The 19,304-nt window shown below is 70.1% G+C and carries 16 protein-coding genes; all 16 read left to right on the top strand.

The genetic code is table 11. The features are described 5' to 3' along the window. Positions 1-58 precede the first annotated feature (58 nt). The 16 genes from KZX17_RS07340 to KZX17_RS07415 all read left to right on the top strand — a co-directional run bounded on the left by KZX17_RS07340 (position 59) and on the right by KZX17_RS07415 (position 19,207). Positions 59-790 (top strand): hypothetical protein, encoded by a 732-nt coding sequence (locus tag KZX17_RS07340; RefSeq protein ID WP_248171734.1) that lies wholly within the window; start codon positions 59-61, stop codon positions 788-790. Beyond that, complete coding sequence (locus tag KZX17_RS07345; protein WP_248171735.1) at positions 787-1,344, top strand: hypothetical protein; 558 nt, start codon at positions 787-789, stop codon at positions 1,342-1,344. The genes KZX17_RS07340 and KZX17_RS07345 overlap by 4 nt, the downstream gene beginning before the upstream one ends. Positions 1,345-1,369: 25 nt before the next feature. Then, positions 1,370-2,242, top strand: a complete 873-nt coding sequence (locus KZX17_RS07350) for a hypothetical protein (protein WP_248171736.1) — start codon at positions 1,370-1,372, stop codon at positions 2,240-2,242. Next, positions 2,239-3,582 (top strand): RDD family protein, encoded by a 1,344-nt coding sequence (locus tag KZX17_RS07355; protein ID WP_248171737.1) that lies wholly within the window; start codon positions 2,239-2,241, stop codon positions 3,580-3,582. The genes KZX17_RS07350 and KZX17_RS07355 overlap by 4 nt, the downstream gene beginning before the upstream one ends. Before the next feature lie 61 nt (positions 3,583-3,643). After that, entirely contained in the window at positions 3,644-8,239 is a 4,596-nt protein-coding gene (locus tag KZX17_RS07360) for an FtsK/SpoIIIE domain-containing protein (protein WP_248171738.1), read from the top strand. 85 nt (positions 8,240-8,324) lie between these two features. Further along, positions 8,325-9,023, top strand: a complete 699-nt coding sequence (locus KZX17_RS07365; protein ID WP_248171739.1) for a WXG100 family type VII secretion target — start codon at positions 8,325-8,327, stop codon at positions 9,021-9,023. A gap of 36 nt (positions 9,024-9,059) precedes the next feature. Continuing rightward, positions 9,060-9,656, top strand: coding sequence for a polymorphic toxin type 15 domain-containing protein (locus tag KZX17_RS07370; protein ID WP_248171740.1), 597 nt, complete (start codon positions 9,060-9,062; stop codon positions 9,654-9,656). A gap of 9 nt (positions 9,657-9,665) precedes the next feature. Next, positions 9,666-10,226 carry a GAD-like domain-containing protein gene (locus tag KZX17_RS07375; RefSeq protein ID WP_248171741.1) on the top strand — a complete coding sequence of 187 codons (561 nt, stop codon included), beginning with the start codon at positions 9,666-9,668 and terminating at the stop codon, positions 10,224-10,226. A gap of 36 nt (positions 10,227-10,262) precedes the next feature. Then, positions 10,263-10,571, top strand: coding sequence for a GAD-like domain-containing protein (locus tag KZX17_RS07380; RefSeq protein ID WP_248171742.1), 309 nt, complete (start codon positions 10,263-10,265; stop codon positions 10,569-10,571). Positions 10,572-10,875: 304 nt separating this feature from the next. Continuing rightward, complete coding sequence (locus KZX17_RS07385) at positions 10,876-11,166, top strand: WXG100 family type VII secretion target (protein WP_231370862.1); 291 nt, start codon at positions 10,876-10,878, stop codon at positions 11,164-11,166. A 109-nt stretch (positions 11,167-11,275) separates the two neighbouring features. Continuing rightward, positions 11,276-11,494, top strand: coding sequence for a hypothetical protein (locus tag KZX17_RS07390; protein WP_248171743.1), 219 nt, complete (start codon positions 11,276-11,278; stop codon positions 11,492-11,494). 6 nt (positions 11,495-11,500) lie between these two features. Beyond that, positions 11,501-13,180: a hypothetical protein gene (locus KZX17_RS07395; protein ID WP_248171744.1), complete on the top strand. Its 1,680-nt coding sequence runs from the start codon at positions 11,501-11,503 to the stop codon at positions 13,178-13,180. A gap of 79 nt (positions 13,181-13,259) precedes the next feature. Next, a complete protein-coding gene (locus KZX17_RS07400; protein ID WP_248171745.1) occupies positions 13,260-14,765 on the top strand; it encodes an AlkA N-terminal domain-containing protein in 1,506 nt (501 codons plus the stop codon). Beyond that, positions 14,762-15,253: a methylated-DNA--[protein]-cysteine S-methyltransferase gene (locus KZX17_RS07405; protein ID WP_248171746.1), complete on the top strand. Its 492-nt coding sequence runs from the start codon at positions 14,762-14,764 to the stop codon at positions 15,251-15,253. Before KZX17_RS07400 ends, KZX17_RS07405 begins: the two co-directional genes overlap by 4 nt. Positions 15,254-15,578: 325 nt before the next feature. After that, positions 15,579-17,399, top strand: a complete 1,821-nt coding sequence (locus tag KZX17_RS07410; protein WP_248171747.1) for an ABC transporter ATP-binding protein — start codon at positions 15,579-15,581, stop codon at positions 17,397-17,399. Further along, positions 17,396-19,207, top strand: a complete 1,812-nt coding sequence (locus KZX17_RS07415; protein ID WP_248171748.1) for an ABC transporter ATP-binding protein — start codon at positions 17,396-17,398, stop codon at positions 19,205-19,207. Before KZX17_RS07410 ends, KZX17_RS07415 begins: the two co-directional genes overlap by 4 nt. Positions 19,208-19,304 lie beyond the last annotated feature (97 nt).

The following is a 19,304-nucleotide window of genomic DNA, read 5'->3' on the forward strand; positions in this document are numbered from 1 at the left end:
CGCAAGAGGTTTGCCCCGTTCGGGGCCGTCGTTAGCATTTTTTCCGGAGGGGGAGTACATGGGTATCGGTGGCGAGGTCATTCGGCCGTTGAAGAATTCGCTGGACGGTGTGCCCGTTCACGTCCGGCAGCTCGCTGAGATGTTCCGCAAGCACGGACGGAAGCAGAGCGACAACACGTCGCGCGTCAGCGACCTCGACGCGACCGGGGTCCCGTCGTCGCTGCAGAACGGCTGGCGCACGAACAGCCGGTGGCAGCCCGACGCGGTGGTCGATGCGGGGAAGGGCAACCGCCCGGACCCCGGGGACTACCTGACCGACGACTACATGCGAACCCACCTCGCCCAGTTCGAGAACGGCGCGACGAGGATCTACGTGACCCGCAGCCTCGAGGACTGGGGACCGGGGAACAACCAGGTGCCCGGGAACACGACGAACACGGCGTACGTGTTCCCGACCGACCAGCTCAACACGCTCATGGCGAACGTCGACGGTCCGAAGGATCTGGCTGATGCACTCGGTCTCCCCGGCGACTTCTTCGAGGGTGCCGACGTGCAGCTGAGGGACTTCGCGCCGGACGACCTGGCCGGGCTCCGTCTCCCATCGGGCAATGAAGGCGGGACCGACGTCGAGCGGTGGATCCCGGGCGGGTACCTGCCCAGCGGCATCCCCGAAGCGGTCATCGACATCCCGCACGACGCCACCGGCTGGAACAATGGCGACGGCATGCTGGATCAGAGCCGGTGGCCCGGGTCATCGAGGCCGTTCGACCTGGGTGGCGGGACCTCGTGACCGCCGCGGAGACGACCAGTCCCGAATGGATCGTGCCGGAGCTCGCGCGCCGCACCCTGGTGCGTGCTCAGGGGGTGCCCGACGGGCTGCTCGACGCGACGCACGACAGCTCCCTGGCGGGGGGCGTGCCCGTCCTGGTCCGGGGAGAGGCTCGCATCGTCCCGCTCGCGCAGTGGTCGAGTGGAGACGTGCCGGCCGACGTCGACGACCTCTGGCATGCCGTCAGTGCCGCGTGCCTGCACCGCGCCGGCACCTGGTCGCTGCTCGATCTCGACGCCGAGCGCGACGACGCGATCGGCTCGTACACATCGGCGCTCCGGCGGGTCGGGGCGTCGCGGGTGCGGTACTGGATCTACGTCGGGCAGGCCGGCGTCGCGCTCGTCCGCGCCGGCGGGCGGACGCCGGATGCGCCGGCGACGCTCGCACTGCATGTCGTGCCCGAGGGGTGGCTGTTCCACCGCGCGCCCGGCGAGCGGAACGACGCGCCCGACCTGGGGTGGTCGTTGCGGGATGTGGTCGCCCTGAGCGACCACGACCGAGGATTTAGTCTGTGAGGACGCTGATGAGAGGGCTGGACCAATGAGTGCTGTCGATGGAGTCGCCACCGATGCGATCCTCCGGATCTACGGTGCGAGCGAGCTCGGTGTGCTGTCGCAGACCGCTCCCGGCGCCGCCCACCCTCGCGTGGAGTACGTCGGCGGCGAGCTGTTCGTGGGGTTGCTCCACCGGGAGCGTGACGCCCCCGTGACCCAGGGTGAGGTCGAGGGTGCGGATGCTGCATTCCGGGATGCCGTGCGCTCAGCGATCGGCGCGGTGGGCGAGCTCCCGAACGCTGAGGCCGGTGCGATCGTGATCACCGACGAGGCGCATGCCGCGGCAGCGCTGCTCGACCCGTCGCGGCTCGCGGGCGCGCAGCTGTCGGGTGCCCCGGTCCTGTTCCCGTATGCGCGCGATCGCGTCGTCGTCATCGGAGCCGAGGACGGCGCCGCCGCTGCGCGGGCGCTGGATCTCGCCGAGGAGCTGTTCGACGCCGCGGGGCCGCTCGTCAGCGCTCACCCGGTCGTCCTGACGGACGAGGGCTGGGCGCCGTTCCCGTGGCGGGAGCGGCTCCCCGATCTCCAGATGCGCTTCGAGCGGGTGCTGCGGCTGTTCTCAGTGCGTGCGTACGAGGTGCAGACCGCCGCCCTCCAGCGCCCGGACGTGCACGTGGCCGAGGCGAAGATCCAGGTGCTCGAGAGCGGTGTGACCACGACGTTCGCGGCATGGCCGAAGGGCACGGCGACGCTGTTGCCGGTCGTGGACAACGTCATCATCGCCGACCCGTCGGGGTCGCTCAGCGTCGCGACGATGGCGGAGTTCCTTGACGCCGCCGGCGACGCGATCGTCCGCACCGGGCTGTCGCCCGCGCGGTACTTCGTGCCCGGCGACCAGCCTCGCGCGTCGTCACGATGATCTGGGAGGTCGACCAGCCGGAGAACCGGCCCGACGGGGTGGATGCCGCGGGGCGGCCGGATCCGGCCTACGCAGCGGCGCTCGGACTCATCCGCGCCCCCTTCGGGCGTCGTTCGCTGTCGTTCGTCATCGACTCCGTGATCTGGGTGCTGCTGCAGCTGCCGCTCTGGCTGGGCGCGGTACCGCTCCTCCTCAAACTCGCGACGGGCTCGATCTCGCCCTACGGCTTCCTCAACCACCCCGACTTCGTCTTCGCGGTCGTCATGGCCGCCGTCTCGGTTGCGCTGAGCCTCGTGTTCGCAATCGTGCAGTGGGTGCTGCACGCGCGGCGGGGGTTCACCGTCGGCAAGGCGGTGACGGGACTGCGGAGCGTGAACGTCCGCACCCTCGAGCGTCCGGGAGCATGGCCCGTCCTGCTGCGGCTGGTGCTGGTCGGCGCGGCGGGCATCGTCCCGGCGCTCGGGACGGCCGTCATGCTCGCCTCGCCCACGTTCGATCCGCAGGAGCGCGGACGCGGGCTGCACGACCGAGCGGCGCGGATGTGGCTGGTCGACGCGCGGCGTGGCTTGAACCCATACGACGAGAAGCGGATGCGGGTCGCACGCAAGACCGTGAAGGCGGACCCTGTGCCCGAGCGCCCCGAACGGCCGTCCCTCGCCACGGCGACGCGTCCGGGCGAGGTGCCCGACTACCGTCCCGGCAACCGGATCAGCGCGGGTGTGCTCGGAGTCGGCCGTTCGCCCGAGGCGCCCATCGCGTCAGGGGAACCGGCACCGGCGCCCGTGCCCGATGGGGTCATCGACGCGGCGCCAGGCATGGAGGAGTCCCGGCGGACACCGCCTCCCCAGCGCGGGACGCTGGCGACAGGCGCGGTCCCCGGTTCCCCGCAGAGCCCGGTCGATCGCTCACGCCCCGGCCCTGGCCTGGCCGACGACTCGCGTCCTGCGCCGACGCCCGCGCCCACGGCGGCTCCCCGCGAGCCCGCGCCGGCTGCTGCGCCGGCGGCGCCGACCACGCCGCGCCTGGCGCTCCGCTTCGACACCGGCGACGTGATCGAGGTCGACCGCCCCATCGTGGTCGGTCGCGATCCAGACTCCGCCGGGGTTCCGGGTGCGCACCCGATCCGGCTCCGGGACGAGAGCAGGTCGCTGTCGAAGACGCATGCGCTGGTGCTGCCGGCGGGAGGCGGCGTCGAGGTCGTCGACCGGCACTCGACCAACGGCACCGCCGTCGTCCGCGCCGGCGTCGAGCAGGCCGCGTCTGCCGGATCGCCCATCTCGGCCGCCGTCGGCGACACCGTCCGTCTCGGCGACCGGCTCGCGGAGGTCGTCCTGCTGTGAACACCCCTCTCTCGCACGCCCCCTCGAATCCCGGCACCACCGGCACCATCGGAGACGCGCCATGCGCCTGAAACTGACCCTGCACCGTCACGATCACGACCCCGTGGACATCGTCGTCACGGCCGATTCGACGGCGACGGTCGGTGACGTCGCGCGGTACATCGCGGCATCCGACCCGACCCGGTCCCTGGTCTTCGGCGACGACGACGTCCTGACCCTGTCGGTGGCGCCCCCGACGGCAGCGCGCGGGGTCGAGCTTCCGCACGACCTGCCGATCGGCGAAGCCCCGATCGGATCGGGGTTCACCGCCTCGATCGTCAACCACGGCGCCGCCTTCGTCGCCGCGGGCAGGGGGGAGGCGGTCGGCATCCTCCGCGCGACCGCGGGGCCGCTCGCCGGGCAGGAGTTCGCCCTCGCGGCTGGGCACGTGTCGATCGGGCGGGACGCGGGCAACGACGTCGTCCTCGCCGACCCGATGGTCTCCAAGCGCCATGCGCGTCTCGAAGTCGGCGCGCACGCCGAGATCGTCGACCTCAACTCCGCCAACGGGGTGCTCGTCGACGGCGTCGAGGTGCAGCGTGTCCGCGTCGAAGACGGCCGACCGTTCGTCATCGGCGGAACCACGCTGGTCGTGTATCTGACGCGGGTCTGGGACGGCGGCGCCGCCGAGGACCCCGTGATCGAGCGCGGCGGCGGCCTGCTGTTCAACCGCAGTCCGCGCGTCGAGGTGCGCTACCCGGGCACCCGCTTCAAGCCGCCGCGTCTGCCCACCGAGAAGATCGGCAAGATCTTCCCGTGGCCGATCCTGGTGGCCCCGATCATCATGGGTGCGGCGCTCTTCGCGCTGAATGGCAATCCCCGCTCGCTGCTGCTCATCGTCATGACCCCGCTCATGGCGTTCGGCAACCTCATCAACCAGTCCGTCCAGAGCAAGAAGAGCGAGAACCACGAGCGCCTGCTCTTCGAGCGGCAGTTCGAGCAGCTCGAAGAGGACTTCTTCCGCGGCAAACCGGCGGAGGAGCGGGCGCGCAACGCCGAGGCGCCGGCGGTCGCCGACGTCTTCGAAGAGGCGATGCGCCTGGGACCCATGCTGTGGACGCGGCGTCCGGAGCACTGGAACTTCCTCGCGCTCCGGCTCGGGACGTGTTCGCTGCCGGCGCGCAACGCGATCGACGACACCGATACGCCCGAGGGGCTGCCCGAGTACATCGATCGCGTCGACCGCCTGCGCGAGCGGTACGCGACGGTCGACGACGTCCCGATCTTCGAGACGCTGGCGGCAGCCGGCTCGATCGGCATCGCGGGTCCCCGCACGCTCGTCGCCGACGCGATGCGAGGCGTGGCTGTGCAGCTGTTCGGGCTCCATGCGCCGAACGACGTGGTGACGGTCGCGTTCTCGGATGCCTCATGGACCCCCGAGCTCGAGTGGCTCAAGTGGCTGCCGCACACCTCGTCGGAGCGCAGCCCGTTCCGCGGTGCGGCGCTCGCGGACTCCGCGCCGAGCGCCGCGGCGCTGCTGAACTCCCTCGAGGAGTACGTGCGGCGTGCCGCCGGGGGAGGCAAGGGCGAGCCGCGCGGCCCGTTCAAAGACGACTGGAACCCCCTGCAGTACGGCACCGATGTCGCCCGAGCCGCTGAGGACCGGCAGCGCACGCCCCCGGTGTCGGTCGTCGTCTTCGTCACCGGCGACGCTCCGGTCGACCGCGGTCGCCTCACCGACGTCCTCGAGAAGGGCGCCGACCACGGCGTCCACGCCGTCTTCGTCTCTTCGACCGTCGAGTCGCTGCCGGCAGTGTGCCGCAGCTTCATCGAGCTGCGCGCCGAGCTCTCCGACGCCCGCGTGGGTCTCGTCCGCAGCGGCGAGAGCTTCGACCACGCCGAGGTCGAAGGGGTCTCGAACGCCTACATGGAGATGTTCGCCCGTCGCTTGGCGCCGGTCGTGGATGCGAGCACGGTCGTGCACGACGCATCCGACATCCCGAACGCGGTCATGTTCCTGCAGCTCGTCGACCCGGCCATCGCAGAGAACCCCGCCGTGGTGATCGAGCGGTGGCGACAGAACAACACGATCCTCGACCGCACGCCCACGCCCAGGCCGCGCCTGAAGAAGGCCGGCACCCTCCGCGCCATCATCGGGCAGGGGCCGAGCGACGCGATGCTGCTCGATCTGCGGACGCAGGGCCCCCACGCGCTCGTGGGCGGGACGACCGGCTCGGGCAAGTCGGAGTTCCTCCAGGCGTGGGTGCTCGGCATGGCCGCCGCGCACAGCCCCGACCGCGTCACGTTCCTCTTCGTCGACTACAAGGGCGGATCCGCCTTTGCGGACTGCGTCGACCTGCCGCACTGCGTGGGGCTCGTGACCGACCTGAACCCGCACCTCGTCCGCCGTGCGCTCACGAGCCTCCGAGCCGAGCTGCAGCACCGCGAGCACCTCCTCAATCGCAAGAAGGCCAAGGACCTCCTCGAGCTCGAGAAGCGGCAGGACCCCGAGTGCCCGCCCTCGCTCGTGCTCGTCATCGACGAGTTCGCCGCGCTGGCGTCGGAGATGCCCGAGTTCGTCGACGGGGTGGTCGACATCGCCCAGCGGGGCCGCTCCCTCGGCATCCACCTCATCATGGCCACGCAGCGCCCCGCGGGTGTCATCAAGGACAACCTCCGGGCGAACACGAACCTCCGCATCGCGCTCCGCATGGCGGACGAGGCGGACTCGCGCGACGTGGTCGACGACGACGTCGCGGCGAGCTTCCCGGCATCCGTCCCCGGCCGCGCGATCGCGAAAACGGGTCCGGGGCGCCTGGTCCCCTTCCAATCGGCGTACACCGGCGGATGGACCAGCCAGGAGGACACCGCCGTCGCCGAGGTCCGCGTCTCGGAGCTCCGCTTCGGCGCTGCCGCGGAGTGGGAGCCCGACCGTCCGGCCGAATCGGACTCCCATGAGGAGGACCTCGGTCCCAACGACCAGAAGCGCATCGTGTCGACGCTCGTCGAGGCGAGGAAGGTCGCCCGCCTGCCGCTGCCGCGACGTCCGTGGCTCGACGACCTGTCCGCGCTCGTCGATCTGGCCGACCTCGCGAACGACGGCGACACCCGCATCCCGATCGCCCTCATGGACGTTCCCGAGAAGCAGCTGCAGGAGTCGGCGGCCTTCGTCCCCGACCGCGACGGCTCCCTTGTCGTCTACGGCACGTCCGGATCCGGCAAGTCGACCGTCCTCAAGACGATCGGCACGGCCGCCGGCATGCGCCCCGACCGCGGCCGGGTGAACGTGTACTGCCTCGACTTCGCCACCGGCGCCCTCGGCGCGCTGTCAGCGCTGCCGCACGTGGGATCGGTCGTCGACGGGTCCGACGTGGAGCGCATCCAGCGGCTGTTCCGCACACTCGACGGCGAGATGGACCGACGGGCCACCGCGTTCTCGACGGCGAGCGCGGCGACCCTGCAGGAGTACCGCGAGATCGCGGATCCGAACCTGCCGCGCATCATCCTGCTCATCGACAACTTCCCCGAATTCAAGAAGGACTGGGAGGTCGCCCCTGGGCGCGGGCCGTTCTACCGCACCTTCATGCGGATTCTCGGCGAAGGCCGCACGCTGGGCGTCCACACGGTGCTCACGGCGGACCGCGGCAACGCGGTGCCGAGCGCCGTCGCCTCGAACATCCCCCGCAAGGTCGTGCTCCGCATGGGCGACCCGTCGCAGTACATGCTGCTGGGCACGCCCCGTGACGTGCTGGATGAGCAGTCCGCCCCCGGTCGCGCGGTGATCGACGGCCACGAGGCGCAGATCGCCGTCCTCGGCGGCACCTCGAACGCGGTGGAGCAGACGAAGGCGCTCGGTGCGCTCGGCGCGAAGCTCCGGGCGGAGGGCGTGCGGGATCTGCCCGAGATCGGCGCCCTGCCCACTGCGGTCCCCGCGTCGGACATGCCTGCCCGTGTCGACGGGATGCCGGTGTTCGGCGTCGCGGACGACACCCTGTCGGCGCACGGCTTCGAGCCGATCGGTTCGTTCGTGATCTCGGGGCCCCCGGCATCCGGTCGCACCAACGGCCTGAAGTCGCTCGTGACGGCGATGGAGCGCTTCGATCCGGGCGTGCAGATGTACCACTTCGGCAGCCGCCGCGCGGAGCTCAAGGACTTCCGTCCCTGGGTGAAGAGCGCCACCCGCCCCGACGACGAGAAGGAGCTGGCGACCGAGCTGACGGAGCTCGTCACGCGGGAGCTGTCGGAGGGCCGCATCCTGATCGTCATCGAGGACATGCCCCACCTCTCGGACGGCCCCGCGGACCGCCCCATGCGAGCGCTCCTGCAGGCCATGAACGACAGTGAGCACATGCTCATCGGCGAGGCGGAGATCTCCCGTGCGAGCGGCAGCATCGGCGTCCTCGGCGAGTGGAAGGCCGGCAGGCAGGGCATCGTGCTCAAGCCCGACACGTACGACGGCGAGGCGATCTTCAAGACGCCGTTCGGCCGCGTCAAGCGGTCGGACTTCCCCGTCGGCCGCGGCATCTTCGTGCAGGCTGGTCGCTCGGTCACAGTGCAGATGCCGCTCGTCGCGGATGTCGCGCCCGCCGCGGAGCCGGTCGTCAGCGTGCCGACCACCCGTGCTGCGGCCCGCGAAGCGGTGACGGCGGATGCCGCGGGCACGACGCTGGGGGCTTGAGCCGTCGATCGGAACGGGGACTTCTCCCCATGTGCGTGGCGACGACTCCTGCCTACGCTCGCTGGGGAGGTGATGCGCTGTGGGCATGATGCTGCCGAACGAACTGATCTGGGTGATGGAGAAGCTCGGATTCGAATGGCCCGACGTCGACGAGGACGAGCTGCGACGCGGCGCGCAGATCGTCTCCCACTTCCGCGACGACCTCGAGGACTCCCTGCAGGCCATCGACCGGAAGGTGAACGGAGACCTGGCCGCGGCGATGCGGGGCCAGGCTGGGCCGGCCTTCGTCTCGGCGTGGAACACCAACCGATCGCAGAACCTGCAGAAGCTCGTCGACCTGCTGGGGCCCGTTCCGCCGGGGATGGACTTCGCCGCGGGCGTCGTGCTCGGGCTCAAGATCAAGGTCATCGCCGACGTCACGACGACGATGATCGCGCTGGTCGGCATGCTCACCAACCCCATCACCGCGGTCGGTGCCGGCCCCATGCTCATCATCAAGAAGAAGCTGCTGAACGCCGCGGTCGACATCGCGATCGAGCAGGCGCTGAACCAGATCCTGCCGACGGTCATCGAGCCGCTCGTCGATGAAATGCCCGCCGTCGTCATGGCCGCGCTGAACGCTCCCGTCGTCGAGGCCGTGGCCGGCAACCCGGACGAGTTCTACGCCGACCTGCAGGCGCTCGAGCAGTCCGAGGAGGAGCTCGATCTGCGGGCTGCCGACATCGAATCGCTGATGGACCGGCTGATGGCCGACCTGGCCGGACTGCACATCACGGGGGACTGACGGATGGCACGAGTCGGAGACGAACTCATCAAGCCGATGCTGCGGGCGCTGGACGACATCCCGGTCCACGGTCGGCAGCTCGGCGAGATGGTGCGAGGCTTGCGCGGCAAGCAGCGACGCAACCGCGACGGTGTCGAAGACATCGACACGTTCGATGTCACCTTGCGTCCGTTCAAGCGGAACAAGAAGCACGACCCGGTCGAGTACGACCGCCAGTACAACGAGCAGATGGACGCACTGCAGCAGATGCCGCTGTCCGACTGGCTCCGCAACCGCACCGAGTACCTGCAGAACGGCCGCACGCCCGACTCGCTCAGGGCGCAGGAGTATGCGCGGGAGCTGTCATTCGAAGAGAAGGTGACCGAGCTCGTCGAAGCCGGCCAGGATTACGACGATGCGTATGCCTCCGCCACCGACTGGATGCGTACCCAAGCCGCGACGCACCGCCTCGATGGAATCGCCGGTGGGGACGTGACAGACATCTCCGGTGTGGGTGACGCTCGGATCAACTCGTCACTCGGATCGCAATGGCGCACGCGTGTGGGTGACATCGACCAAGCTGTCGTTCGCTATCTGGAGGCGAACCCGGGCGTCGACATCACCAGGGTCTATATGAACGTCGTCGTTCGATAGGTTGTGGGAATGGTCGAGATTGCTGACTTCGTCGAGCACGCCCCTGTCGAACCCGACGTCATTGCCGCATATCGCGATCGGGTACCCCCGGAACTGGTCGAGATCTGGGAAGAGTACGGATACGGCACGTTCGGCGAGGGTTTCATCCGCGTGATCAATCCCGCCGTGTACGAAGCGGAGCTGGGCGACCGGCTCGGGAAGACGCAGGGCGACGGCATCTCCATCCCCGTCATGGTCACCGGCCTTGGCGACGTGATCACGTGGGAACCGAGTATGGGCGGCCTGATCGCGCTGATGTTCCGAAGCAATCGAGGCGCGGGTTTGGGCAAGGTGTCCAGCTTCCTGACCTTGACGCGTGCAGGCGGCGCGCGTCACCTTGCGCGGGTTCTGGACTGGGGTGTGTTCCCCGAAGCGGTCGCGGCGCAGGGCGCGCCGGACTTCGATGAGTCGTTCATCTTTGTCCCGCTGCCGTCGTTGGGTGGGCCGGGCACGGTCGACACGCTTCAGAAGCGTCAGACGCTCTCGGCTATCCAGGTCATGGTCGATCTGCAGGGTCCCATCGGTCACTGATCGACCACACCTGAGTTCGTCCCCAGGTCAGAAACCATGGTCCAGATCGAGGATTTCGTCCCGCATGCTCCGGTGGAGCCGGAAGTGGTCGCTGCGTACCGTGACCGGGTTCCCGCGGAGATCGTCGAGATCTGGGAGCAGTACGGGTACGGCACGTTCGGCGAGGGGTTCATCCGCGTGATCAACCCTGCGGTGTACGAGGCTGAGCTGGGCGACCGCATCACCTGGGAGCCCAGCCTCGGGGGCCTGGTGGCGCTTCATTTCCGGGAGCAACGCGGTACGGGTCTGGGGAAGCCGGCGTCGTTCCTGACGCTGCTGGGGCTCGACGGCGCCCGCATTCGATGAGTCGTTCATCTTCGTTCCCCTTCCTTCCCTGGGCGGACCTGGCACAGTCGACACCCTGCAGAAACGCCCCACGCTCTCGGCGATCCAGATGATGGTCGATCTCCAGGGGCCCATCGGGCACTGAGCGCACGCGCGGAATTGCGCCGCCGACCAGCCCTTCGCCTCGGTGAGCAACCGGTCTGACGAAGGATTGTCAAGAGGGGACTTCTCCCCATGGGGTCGGGGGGACCTCTTCGCTAGCATCGTTCACGCGGGGGATGAAACGGGTTCTCCGGACCACGACGACACGCTGGGAGGCGGGTTCATGGCACACGATTTCGGTGCAACATACAGCGAGATGGAGAGCGCGGCGCAGCGCCTGCGCGACGGTCGCCAGACCGTCACCGACACGCTGAAGGAACTCCAGGGCATCATCGATGACCTGGTGCAGGACGGCTTCAAGACCGAGAACGCGTCCGAGGCCTACTCGACGGCGTACTCGGAGCTCACGACGTCGCTCGACGACGCCGCTGAGGCAGTCAACGACATGGCCCAGGCGCTCGACCGCATGGCCGACCGCATCCGCGACACGGACGCGGAGCTCGCCGGCGGTTGATACCGCCTACGGACACCACGGGTCGTGGTGCGGAGATCGCTCCGCACCACGACCCGTTCCGTGCGTGCGGGATGATGAGGATCGGCAAGACGAACGGAAGGCCGCGCTGATGTCGCAGACCTATTGGTACAACCTCTCGACCCAGTCCGTCGTGCGCGACGACGAGCGCCCCTCGGAGGACTGCTTGGGGCCGTTCGCGACAGCCGCCGAGGCGGAGGACTCACCCGCGATCCTCGTCGAGTACGCCCGTACCTGGCTGGAGAGCGAGGAGAGCGCGCCGTACCGCGAGATGGCGGCTGAGCTCGACGACGACGTCGACCGCATCTGACCCTCGATGCCCGTCTTCCGCCGCGCCGCGGCCGTCGGCGCACTGACTGCCGCGCTCGCGCTCACCGCCTGCGCACCGGCGCTCCCGCCCTCGGTCGTCCCCGGCAGCACCGTCACGGTGGCATGGTCGGGGGAGCTGACCTCGTTCAACGCCGCGGCGGTGCCGACCTCGGGGAACATCGACGTCGCCGCCGCGACCCGTGCCTCGTTCGGCAACAGCGTCGACGGTGAGTTCGTCGCCGACGAGTCGTTCGGAACGGTGCGGATCGTCAGCGAAGATCCGTTCACGGTGCGCTACGACCTGGCCGAGCCGGTATGGTCCGACCGGATCCCGCTGGACGCTGCCGACCTCCTCCTCGGATGGGCTGCCGGCGCGGGGATCCTGGGCGAGTCCGAGGGCGAGGATCGACCGGATGCTCCGACGGTCGACGAGTTCTCCCGGGCGATCGACGTGACGTTCGCGGCGCCGACGATCGGATGGCAGTCGGCGATCTCCGTCGCCGTGCCCGCACACGTCGTCGGGCAGCGTGCCTTCGACCTCGATGACCCGATGGAGGCCAAGCAGGCGGTCATCGAGGCGATCGAATCGGAGGATGCCGTCGCGATCGCTGCCATCGCGGACGTGTGGGCGAACGACTTCGCGGCGGCGGGTGCCACTCCGGCGGACGAGGACCTCCGCCTGTCGAGCGGCCCCTACCTCGTCGAAGGCATCGAGTCTGACGACGCCGGACAGCGCGTCACCCTCGCCCCGAATCCGACCTACACCGGGGCGGCTGTCGCGCAGGTCGAGGACGTCGTCCTCACCCCGCCCGCGGAGGACCCGATCGCCTCGGTGGGCGAGAGCGCCGATGTCGTCACCGTCCGCCCCTCCGACGACAACCGCGATGCGATCAGAGAACGCGAGCGTCGTGATTTCGGCGTGCAGACGACGCACGACGGGACGATGTGGGCCGTGGTGATGAGTGCCGACGGCGTCTTCGGCGACCGTGCGGCACGCGCGGCGTTCCTCCGCGTCGTCCCGGCCGATGACATGGTGGCGGCGGGGGCGGGCGTCTGGGCGCAGTCGTACACGAAGACCACATCGATGGTGACGGCGCCGGAGTCCCGCGCCTTCGAGATCGTCAACGAGGATTCCGGGTTCGCCGAGGTGCTCGGGACCGCGGCAGACGACGCCGCGCTCGATCGTGCCGCGGCTGGGGTGGCGGACCGAGCGCGCGTCTGCGTCCTCTACGACCGCAGGAGCGCGTTCGCGAGCCGCGCCTTCGCCGCACTCCGTACCGCTGCCGATGAAGGCGGGTGGTCGGTGGCGGACTGCGGCACCGACGACCTCCGATCCGCGGTCGGCCAGTCCGGCTGGGACGCCGTCATCGACCGCGTGCGCATCCCCACGACCCCGGCCGAGATCGCCGCGCAGTGGGGCACTGACGGAGCGGCATCCCTCACCGGGACCGGTGATGAGACGCGCGACGACCTGATCGCCCGGCTGAGCCAGACGGTCGACGTCTACGAGGCGAGGGAACTGCTGGCCTCGATCGAGTCCACCATCGTGAACGCCGCGCTCGCCAAGCCGCTCGCCGTCGTGCCGCGGATCACGATCACATCACCCGACCTCACGGGGGTGACGATGGCGAACGGCGACAGGGCACCGTTGCTGTCCGGCATCACCCAGTGGGCGCCTGGAGGCTGAGGCCCGGGTCTCCCGTCCGGACACCGTCGTGTCCGATTTCCGCGAGCCGGCGTCCGTCACCCGTGACAGGCTGGGACGCATGACGATCGCGGCGATGACCTTCGATGAGCGCTACCGCGCCATCGACGCGCGTGACGCCCGATTCGACGGACAGTTCGTCACCGCGGTGCGCTCGACCGGGATCTACTGCAGACCGAGCTGCCCGGCGAGGACCCCCCGAGCGGCGAACGTCAGCTTCTACCCGACCAGCGCGGCAGCCCACGAAGCCGGCTTCCGCGCCTGCAAGCGCTGCCTGCCCGAGGCGACCCCGGGCTCACCGCAATGGAACCTCCGCGGCGACGTCGCGGGCCGCGCGATGCGTCTCATCGCCGACGGCGTGGTCGACCGCGAGGGTGTCTCGGGGCTCTCCCGTCGGCTGGGCTATTCGGAGCGTCACCTCACCCGTCTGCTGACCACGGAGCTCGGCGCGGGTCCGCTCGCCCTCGCTCGCGCCCACCGGGCGCACACCGCTCGGACGCTGCTCGTCGACACCGACCTCTCGATGGCCGACGTCGCGTTCGCAGCCGGGTTCGGCAGCATCCGTCAGTTCAACGAGACCACGACCGAGGTCTTCGCGCTCTCGCCCACAGACCTCCGTGCGCGGCGTCGTCGAACGGCGAGCACCCCGGGTCGGATCGATCTCATCCTCCCGCGGCGCGAGCCCTTCGACGCGGTCGGCCTGTTCGGGTGGATGCGGGCGCACGCCGTTCCCGGCGTCGAGGACGGCGGCGTCGCGTCCTTCGCGCGGACGATCCGCCTCGACGGCGGACCGGCCTGGTTCGAGGTCGCCGAGGATGCCTCGGGCCGGCTGCGTCTGCGCGCCGAGCTCACCTCGCTCCGCGACCTCGCCCCGCTGATCTCGAGGGTCCGGCGACTGTTCGACCTCGACGCCGACCCCACCGCGATCGACGCGGGGCTGTCGCAGCACCCCGAACTCCAGCCGCTCGTGCGTCGCATCCCCGGCGTCCGACTCCCCGCCGCCGTCGACGCGGACGAGATGCTCATCCGAGCCATGATCGGGCAGCAGATCAGCGTGGCCTCGGCCAGGACGGTCATGGGCCGCCTCGCCGCAGCCCTCGGCGAACCGATGGAGACCTCGACGGGGCCCGCGCTCCTCTTCCCGACCCCGGCGGCGATCGCCGAACACGGCGCCGACGTGCTGCGCGGTCCCGGCGCGCGCGTGCGTGCCATCGTGGGGGCCGCGACGGCGCTCGCCGACGGCACTCTCCGGCTCGGCCCCGGTGACGACACCGACGAGCAGCGCGCAGCCCTCATGGCCCTGCCCGGCATCGGCCCGTGGACGGCCGATTATGTGCGGATGCGGGTCCTCGGCGATCCTGACGTCCTGCTGCCCGGCGATGTGGCCGCCCGAGCAGGCGCGGCGGCGGCCGGCATCCCCGCCGAGGCCGCGGCCCTCACCGCGTGGGCGTCCCGGGTCGCACCCTGGCGGAGCTACCTCATGGCGCACCTCTGGTACGCCGCCCCCGTCACGCAGGCGTGGCGTGCACCCGTTCCCGATCCCGCTCCTCGGAAGGCATCCCGATGACCGCGCTGCTGCAGACCATCGACACACCCGACGGCCCCTTCACGATCCTCGAAGACGACGGCCGCGTGCTGTCCTCGGGCTGGACCGCCGATGCCGCGTCGATCCTCGGCCGGCTCCGCGCTGATCGGGTACCGGCATCCGTCTCCCCGGGACGTGTCCGCTCCGCCGAGGCCGTCGTCGCGTACTACGCGGGGGACATCGCCGCCATCGACGACGTGCCGGTCCAGCAGGCGGGCACGAGCATGCAGATGTCGGGATGGGAGGCGTTGCGCAGCATCGCACCCGGGCGACCGCTCACGTACAGCGAGTTCGCGGCGCACCTCGGCTCGCCGTCGGCCGTGCGGGCGGCGGCCTCGATCTGCGCCCGCAACGCTCCGGCGCTGTTCGTGCCGTGCCACCGCGTCCTCCGCGCCGGGGGAGCGCTCGGCGGCTTCGCCTGGGGCGTCCACGTCAAGCGCAGCCTGCTCGACCGCGAAGCGGCGGCCTGAGCGTCAGAAAACGCTTGCCCTCAGCATTTCCACAGGGATATCCTGGAGGGCTCCCGCGCACGATGCGGGCGCCTTGTCCGGCCCCATCAAGGAGGAATGCCATGTCCACGGAGATCGTCATCACGAAGTCCGCCGTCGCCTTCCTCGCCGCCGCCGGACGCCCCGCCCGCCAGGGACGACCGCTGGTCTGACCGCCGGTCAGGCGTCGCGCGGAAGCATCCCGCGCCTGTCGCTGTTCTCCCTCGACGGGTCCTCGAGACCCTGATCGTCCGCGCCATGCTGCGCCCCTCGCCGTCCGGCATCCGCTCCTCTCACCTGCAGGATCATGACCTCCACGACGCCTCCCCGTCTGTCCACCGTCCGTTCCCTCGCCCGGCTGCTGCCGTTCGCGAAGCCCGTCCTGCCCCGGCTCGGCCTCGGCGCCCTCAGCGCGCTCGTCGCGAGCCTGCTGGCCCTCGGCATCCCCCTGGTCCTCGAGCAGATCGTCGGCGAGGCGGGGCCGATCGCCTCCGGCGACCCGTGGCTCATCGCGCTCGGCGCCGGAGCCGTGCTGCTGCTCGGCCTGCTCGAAGCGCTGATGGTGTGGGCACGGCGCTGGTTCGTGCTGTCGCCGGCCACCGCGGTCGAGTACCAGGTGCGCACCGAATTCTTCTCGCGACTGCAGCGCCTGCCGGTCGCCTTCCACGACCGGTGGCAGTCGGGTCAGCTGCTCAGCCGCATGATGCAGGACATCGGGCTCGTCCGGCGCTGGCTCGCCTTCGGCCTGGTGCTGCTCGTCGTGAACATGATCACGATCGTCGTCGGTTCGGTGATCCTGTTCAGCTGGCACTGGCTGCTCGGCACGATCTTCGTCGTCGTCTCCGCCCCGCTGTGGATCGCCGGGTTCGTCTTCGAGAACCGCTACGGCGCGCTGTCGCGCAAGAGCCAGGACCAGGCCGGCGACCTCGCGACCGCCGTCGAGGAGTCGGTGCACGGCATCCGCGTGCTGAAGGCCTTCGGTCGCGGCAGTCACGCCCTGCGCAAGTTCACGCGCCAGGCTGAGACCCTGCGCGAGACCGAGATCGACAAGGCGAAGGCGGTCGGCTGGATCTGGTTCTGGCTGGTGCTGCTGCCCGACATCGCCTTCGCGCTGTGCCTGGGCGCCGGCATCTTCCTCATCCAGGCCGGCGAGATCGACACCGCCGCGCTCATCGCGTTCTTCGCGATGGCGACGATCCTGCGGTGGCCGGTCGAGTCGATCGGGTTCCTCTTCTCGTTCCTCGTCGACGCGCGCACCGCGACGGACCGCATCTTCGAGGTCTTCGACGAGGAGAACACGATCGTCGATCCGGCGAGCCCGGTGTCGATCGAGCATCCCCGCGGTGAGCTCGTGTTCGAAGGCGCCCGGTTCCGGTATCAGGATGCCGGCAGCGCAGAGCGCGACCTGCTCGACGGGATCGACCTGTCGCTCCGCCCTGGCGAGACGATGGCGCTGGTCGGTCTCACCGGGTCGGGCAAGACGACACTGACGACCCTCCCGGGCCGTCTCTACGACGTCACCGGCGGCCGGGTGCTGCTCGACGGCGTGGACGTCCGCGACCTCAGCCTCACCGATCTGCGTCGTCACGTCGGGATGGCCTTCGAGGATGCCACGCTCTTCTCGCAGACCGTGCGCGAGAACGTCCTGCTCGGGCGTGAGGATCTCGACCCGCACGGCCCCGAGGGCGAACGCGTGCTGCGCGAAGCGCTGCAGGTCGCGCAGGCCGGCTTCGTCGAGGACCTCCCCGACGGGGTCGAGACGGTCATCGGCGAGGAGGGGCTCAGCCTCTCGGGCGGTCAGCGCCAGCGTCTCGCGCTCGCCCGTGCCGTCGCGGCACGTCCCGCCGTCCTCGTCCTCGACGACCCGCTGTCGGCGCTCGACGTCGACACCGAGGCGCTCGTCGAAGACGCGCTGCGCGAGGTGCTGGCCGAGACGACGGCCCTCGTGGTCGCGCACCGGCCGTCCACCGTCACGCTCGCCGACCGCGTCGCGCTCCTCGAAGAGGGACGCATCACCGCCGTCGGCACGCACTCCGAGCTCCTGCGCACCAGCGAGCACTACCGGCACGTCATCTCGAGCCTCGAGGACGAGCAGGAACGTCAGCACGAGAGGGAGGTGACCCTGTGAGCACCGTCACGGGCACCAGCGGCGAAGACCGCTCCGACTACACCCGAGAGGAGAGCCGGCAGATCCGGCGGCGTTCGCTGCGTCTGCTCGGCTCGCTCGTCACGCCGCTGAAGCTGCAGCTCGTGGTCGCGGGCATCGTCCTGGTGATCTCGACGATCCTGCGCGTGGCGGGGCCGGCGCTCGTGGGCTTCGGCATCTCGAACGCACTGCCGGCCGTGCAGGAGCAGGCGGACTGGATGCCGACGATCATGGTCGTCGCGCTCTTCCTCGTCACCGCCGTCGGCGGAGCGGCGCTCATCGGCTGGTACGCCGTCGTCGTGGCACGCCTCACCCAGGCGGTCATGCTGGACCTGCGCAAGCGGATCTTCCTGCACACGCAGAAGCTGAGCCTCGAGTTCCACGAGTCCTACACGTCGGGGCGGATCATCTCCCGCCAGACGAGCGACCTCGACACCATCCGCGAGCTGCTCGATGGCGGTCTCAACGAGCTCGTGTCGGGGCTGCTGTACGGCGGGTTCACCCTCGTCGCGCTGATCCTGCTCGACTGGCAGTCGGGCGTGATCCTGGCGGCGATGGGCATCCCGCTGTTCTTCCTGATGCGCTGGTTCTACCTGCGTTCGCAGGTCGTCTACCGCGAGTCCCGTGTGGTCAGCGCCAAGGTGATCGTCAAGTTCGTCGAGTCGATGACCGGCATCCGTGCCGTCAAGGCGTTCCGAAAGGAGCCGGCGAACGACACCGAGTTCGGTGGCCTCTCGAGCGACTACCGCGACATCAACATGCGTTCGATCCGCCTGTTCGGCACGTTCGAGCCCGCGATGATGGCCCTGGCATCCGTCGCCCTCGCGGCGGTCGTCATGTGGGGCGGCCTGCGCGTCGTGAGCGGCGCGCTCGAGCTCGGCTTCCTGCTGTCGGCGGTGCTGTACGTGCGGAACTTCTTCGCCCCGATGCAGGAGGTGGCGTTCTTCCTGAACTCCTACCAATCGGCGACGGCGGCGCTCGAGAAGGTCTCCGGCGTGCTCGAGGAGTCGCCGACCGTGCCCGACCCGACCCGTCCGGTCGACCTGCGCGAGGCGCGCGGGCACCTGCGGTTCGACGACGTCACCTTCGGCTACTCGGACGCGAAGACGATCCTGCCGGACTTCCGACTCGACATCCCCGCGGGGCAGACGATCGCTCTCGTGGGCACGACCGGTGCCGGCAAATCGACGCTCGCCAAGCTCATCGCGCGCTTCTACGACCCGACGAAGGGCGCCGTCACCCTCGACGGCGTCGACCTGCGCGAGCTGCACCCGAAGGACCTGCGACGAGCCATCGTGATGGTCACACAGGAGGCGTACCTGTTCAGCGGGACCGTCGCCGACAACATCGCGCTCGGCAAGCCCGAGGCGACGATGGACGAGATCGAGGCCGCGGCGCGCGCCGTCGGCGCGCACGCCTTCATCGAGAAGCTACCGGACGGGTACGGCACGGACGTCAACAAGCGCGGCGGCCGCGTGTCGGCGGGACAGCGTCAGCTGATCTCGTTCGCGCGCGCCTTCCTCGCCGACCCGGCGGTGCTCATCCTCGACGAGGCCACGGCGTCGCTCGACATCCCGAGCGAGCGGCAGATCCAGGAGGCCCTCGGCACCCTGCTCGCCGACCGGACCGCGATCATCATCGCCCACCGTCTGTCGACGGTCGCGATCGCCGACCGCGTGCTGGTGATGGAGCATGGGCGCATCATCGAGGACGACACCCCCGACGCGCTCATCGCGGGCACGGGCAAGTTCGCCCAGCTGCACCGCGCCTGGCGCGAATCGCTCGTCTGACGCGACGCTGACACGCAGACGGATGCCGGGGCCCGAGATCGGGGCCCCGGCATCCGTCGTTCGTGCGGGCGCCGTGCTGGGTGCCCGCGGCGGGTGG

This window comes from Microbacterium sp. EYE_78 (assembly GCF_023149035.1).
GTDB lineage: Bacteria > Actinomycetota > Actinomycetes > Actinomycetales > Microbacteriaceae > Microbacterium.

What these genes read in the sequence shown, in the direction of transcription:
- KZX17_RS07410 (WP_248171747.1), top strand. Translation starts at nt 15,579, where the DNA reads ATGACCTCCACGACGCCTCCCCGTCTGTCCACCGTCCGTTCCCTCGCC.
- KZX17_RS07395 (WP_248171744.1), top strand. Translation starts at nt 11,501, where the DNA reads ATGCCCGTCTTCCGCCGCGCCGCGGCCGTCGGCGCACTGACTGCCGCG.
- KZX17_RS07340 (WP_248171734.1), top strand. Translation starts at nt 59, where the DNA reads ATGGGTATCGGTGGCGAGGTCATTCGGCCGTTGAAGAATTCGCTGGAC.
- KZX17_RS07380 (WP_248171742.1), top strand. Translation starts at nt 10,263, where the DNA reads ATGGTCCAGATCGAGGATTTCGTCCCGCATGCTCCGGTGGAGCCGGAA.
- KZX17_RS07370 (WP_248171740.1), top strand. Translation starts at nt 9,060, where the DNA reads ATGCTGCGGGCGCTGGACGACATCCCGGTCCACGGTCGGCAGCTCGGC.
- KZX17_RS07350 (WP_248171736.1), top strand. Translation starts at nt 1,370, where the DNA reads ATGAGTGCTGTCGATGGAGTCGCCACCGATGCGATCCTCCGGATCTAC.
- KZX17_RS07400 (WP_248171745.1), top strand. Translation starts at nt 13,260, where the DNA reads ATGACGATCGCGGCGATGACCTTCGATGAGCGCTACCGCGCCATCGAC.
- KZX17_RS07375 (WP_248171741.1), top strand. Translation starts at nt 9,666, where the DNA reads ATGGTCGAGATTGCTGACTTCGTCGAGCACGCCCCTGTCGAACCCGAC.
- KZX17_RS07390 (WP_248171743.1), top strand. Translation starts at nt 11,276, where the DNA reads ATGTCGCAGACCTATTGGTACAACCTCTCGACCCAGTCCGTCGTGCGC.
- KZX17_RS07365 (WP_248171739.1), top strand. Translation starts at nt 8,325, where the DNA reads ATGATGCTGCCGAACGAACTGATCTGGGTGATGGAGAAGCTCGGATTC.
- KZX17_RS07360 (WP_248171738.1), top strand. Translation starts at nt 3,644, where the DNA reads ATGCGCCTGAAACTGACCCTGCACCGTCACGATCACGACCCCGTGGAC.
- KZX17_RS07385 (WP_231370862.1), top strand. Translation starts at nt 10,876, where the DNA reads ATGGCACACGATTTCGGTGCAACATACAGCGAGATGGAGAGCGCGGCG.
- KZX17_RS07405 (WP_248171746.1), top strand. Translation starts at nt 14,762, where the DNA reads ATGACCGCGCTGCTGCAGACCATCGACACACCCGACGGCCCCTTCACG.
- KZX17_RS07355 (WP_248171737.1), top strand. Translation starts at nt 2,239, where the DNA reads ATGATCTGGGAGGTCGACCAGCCGGAGAACCGGCCCGACGGGGTGGAT.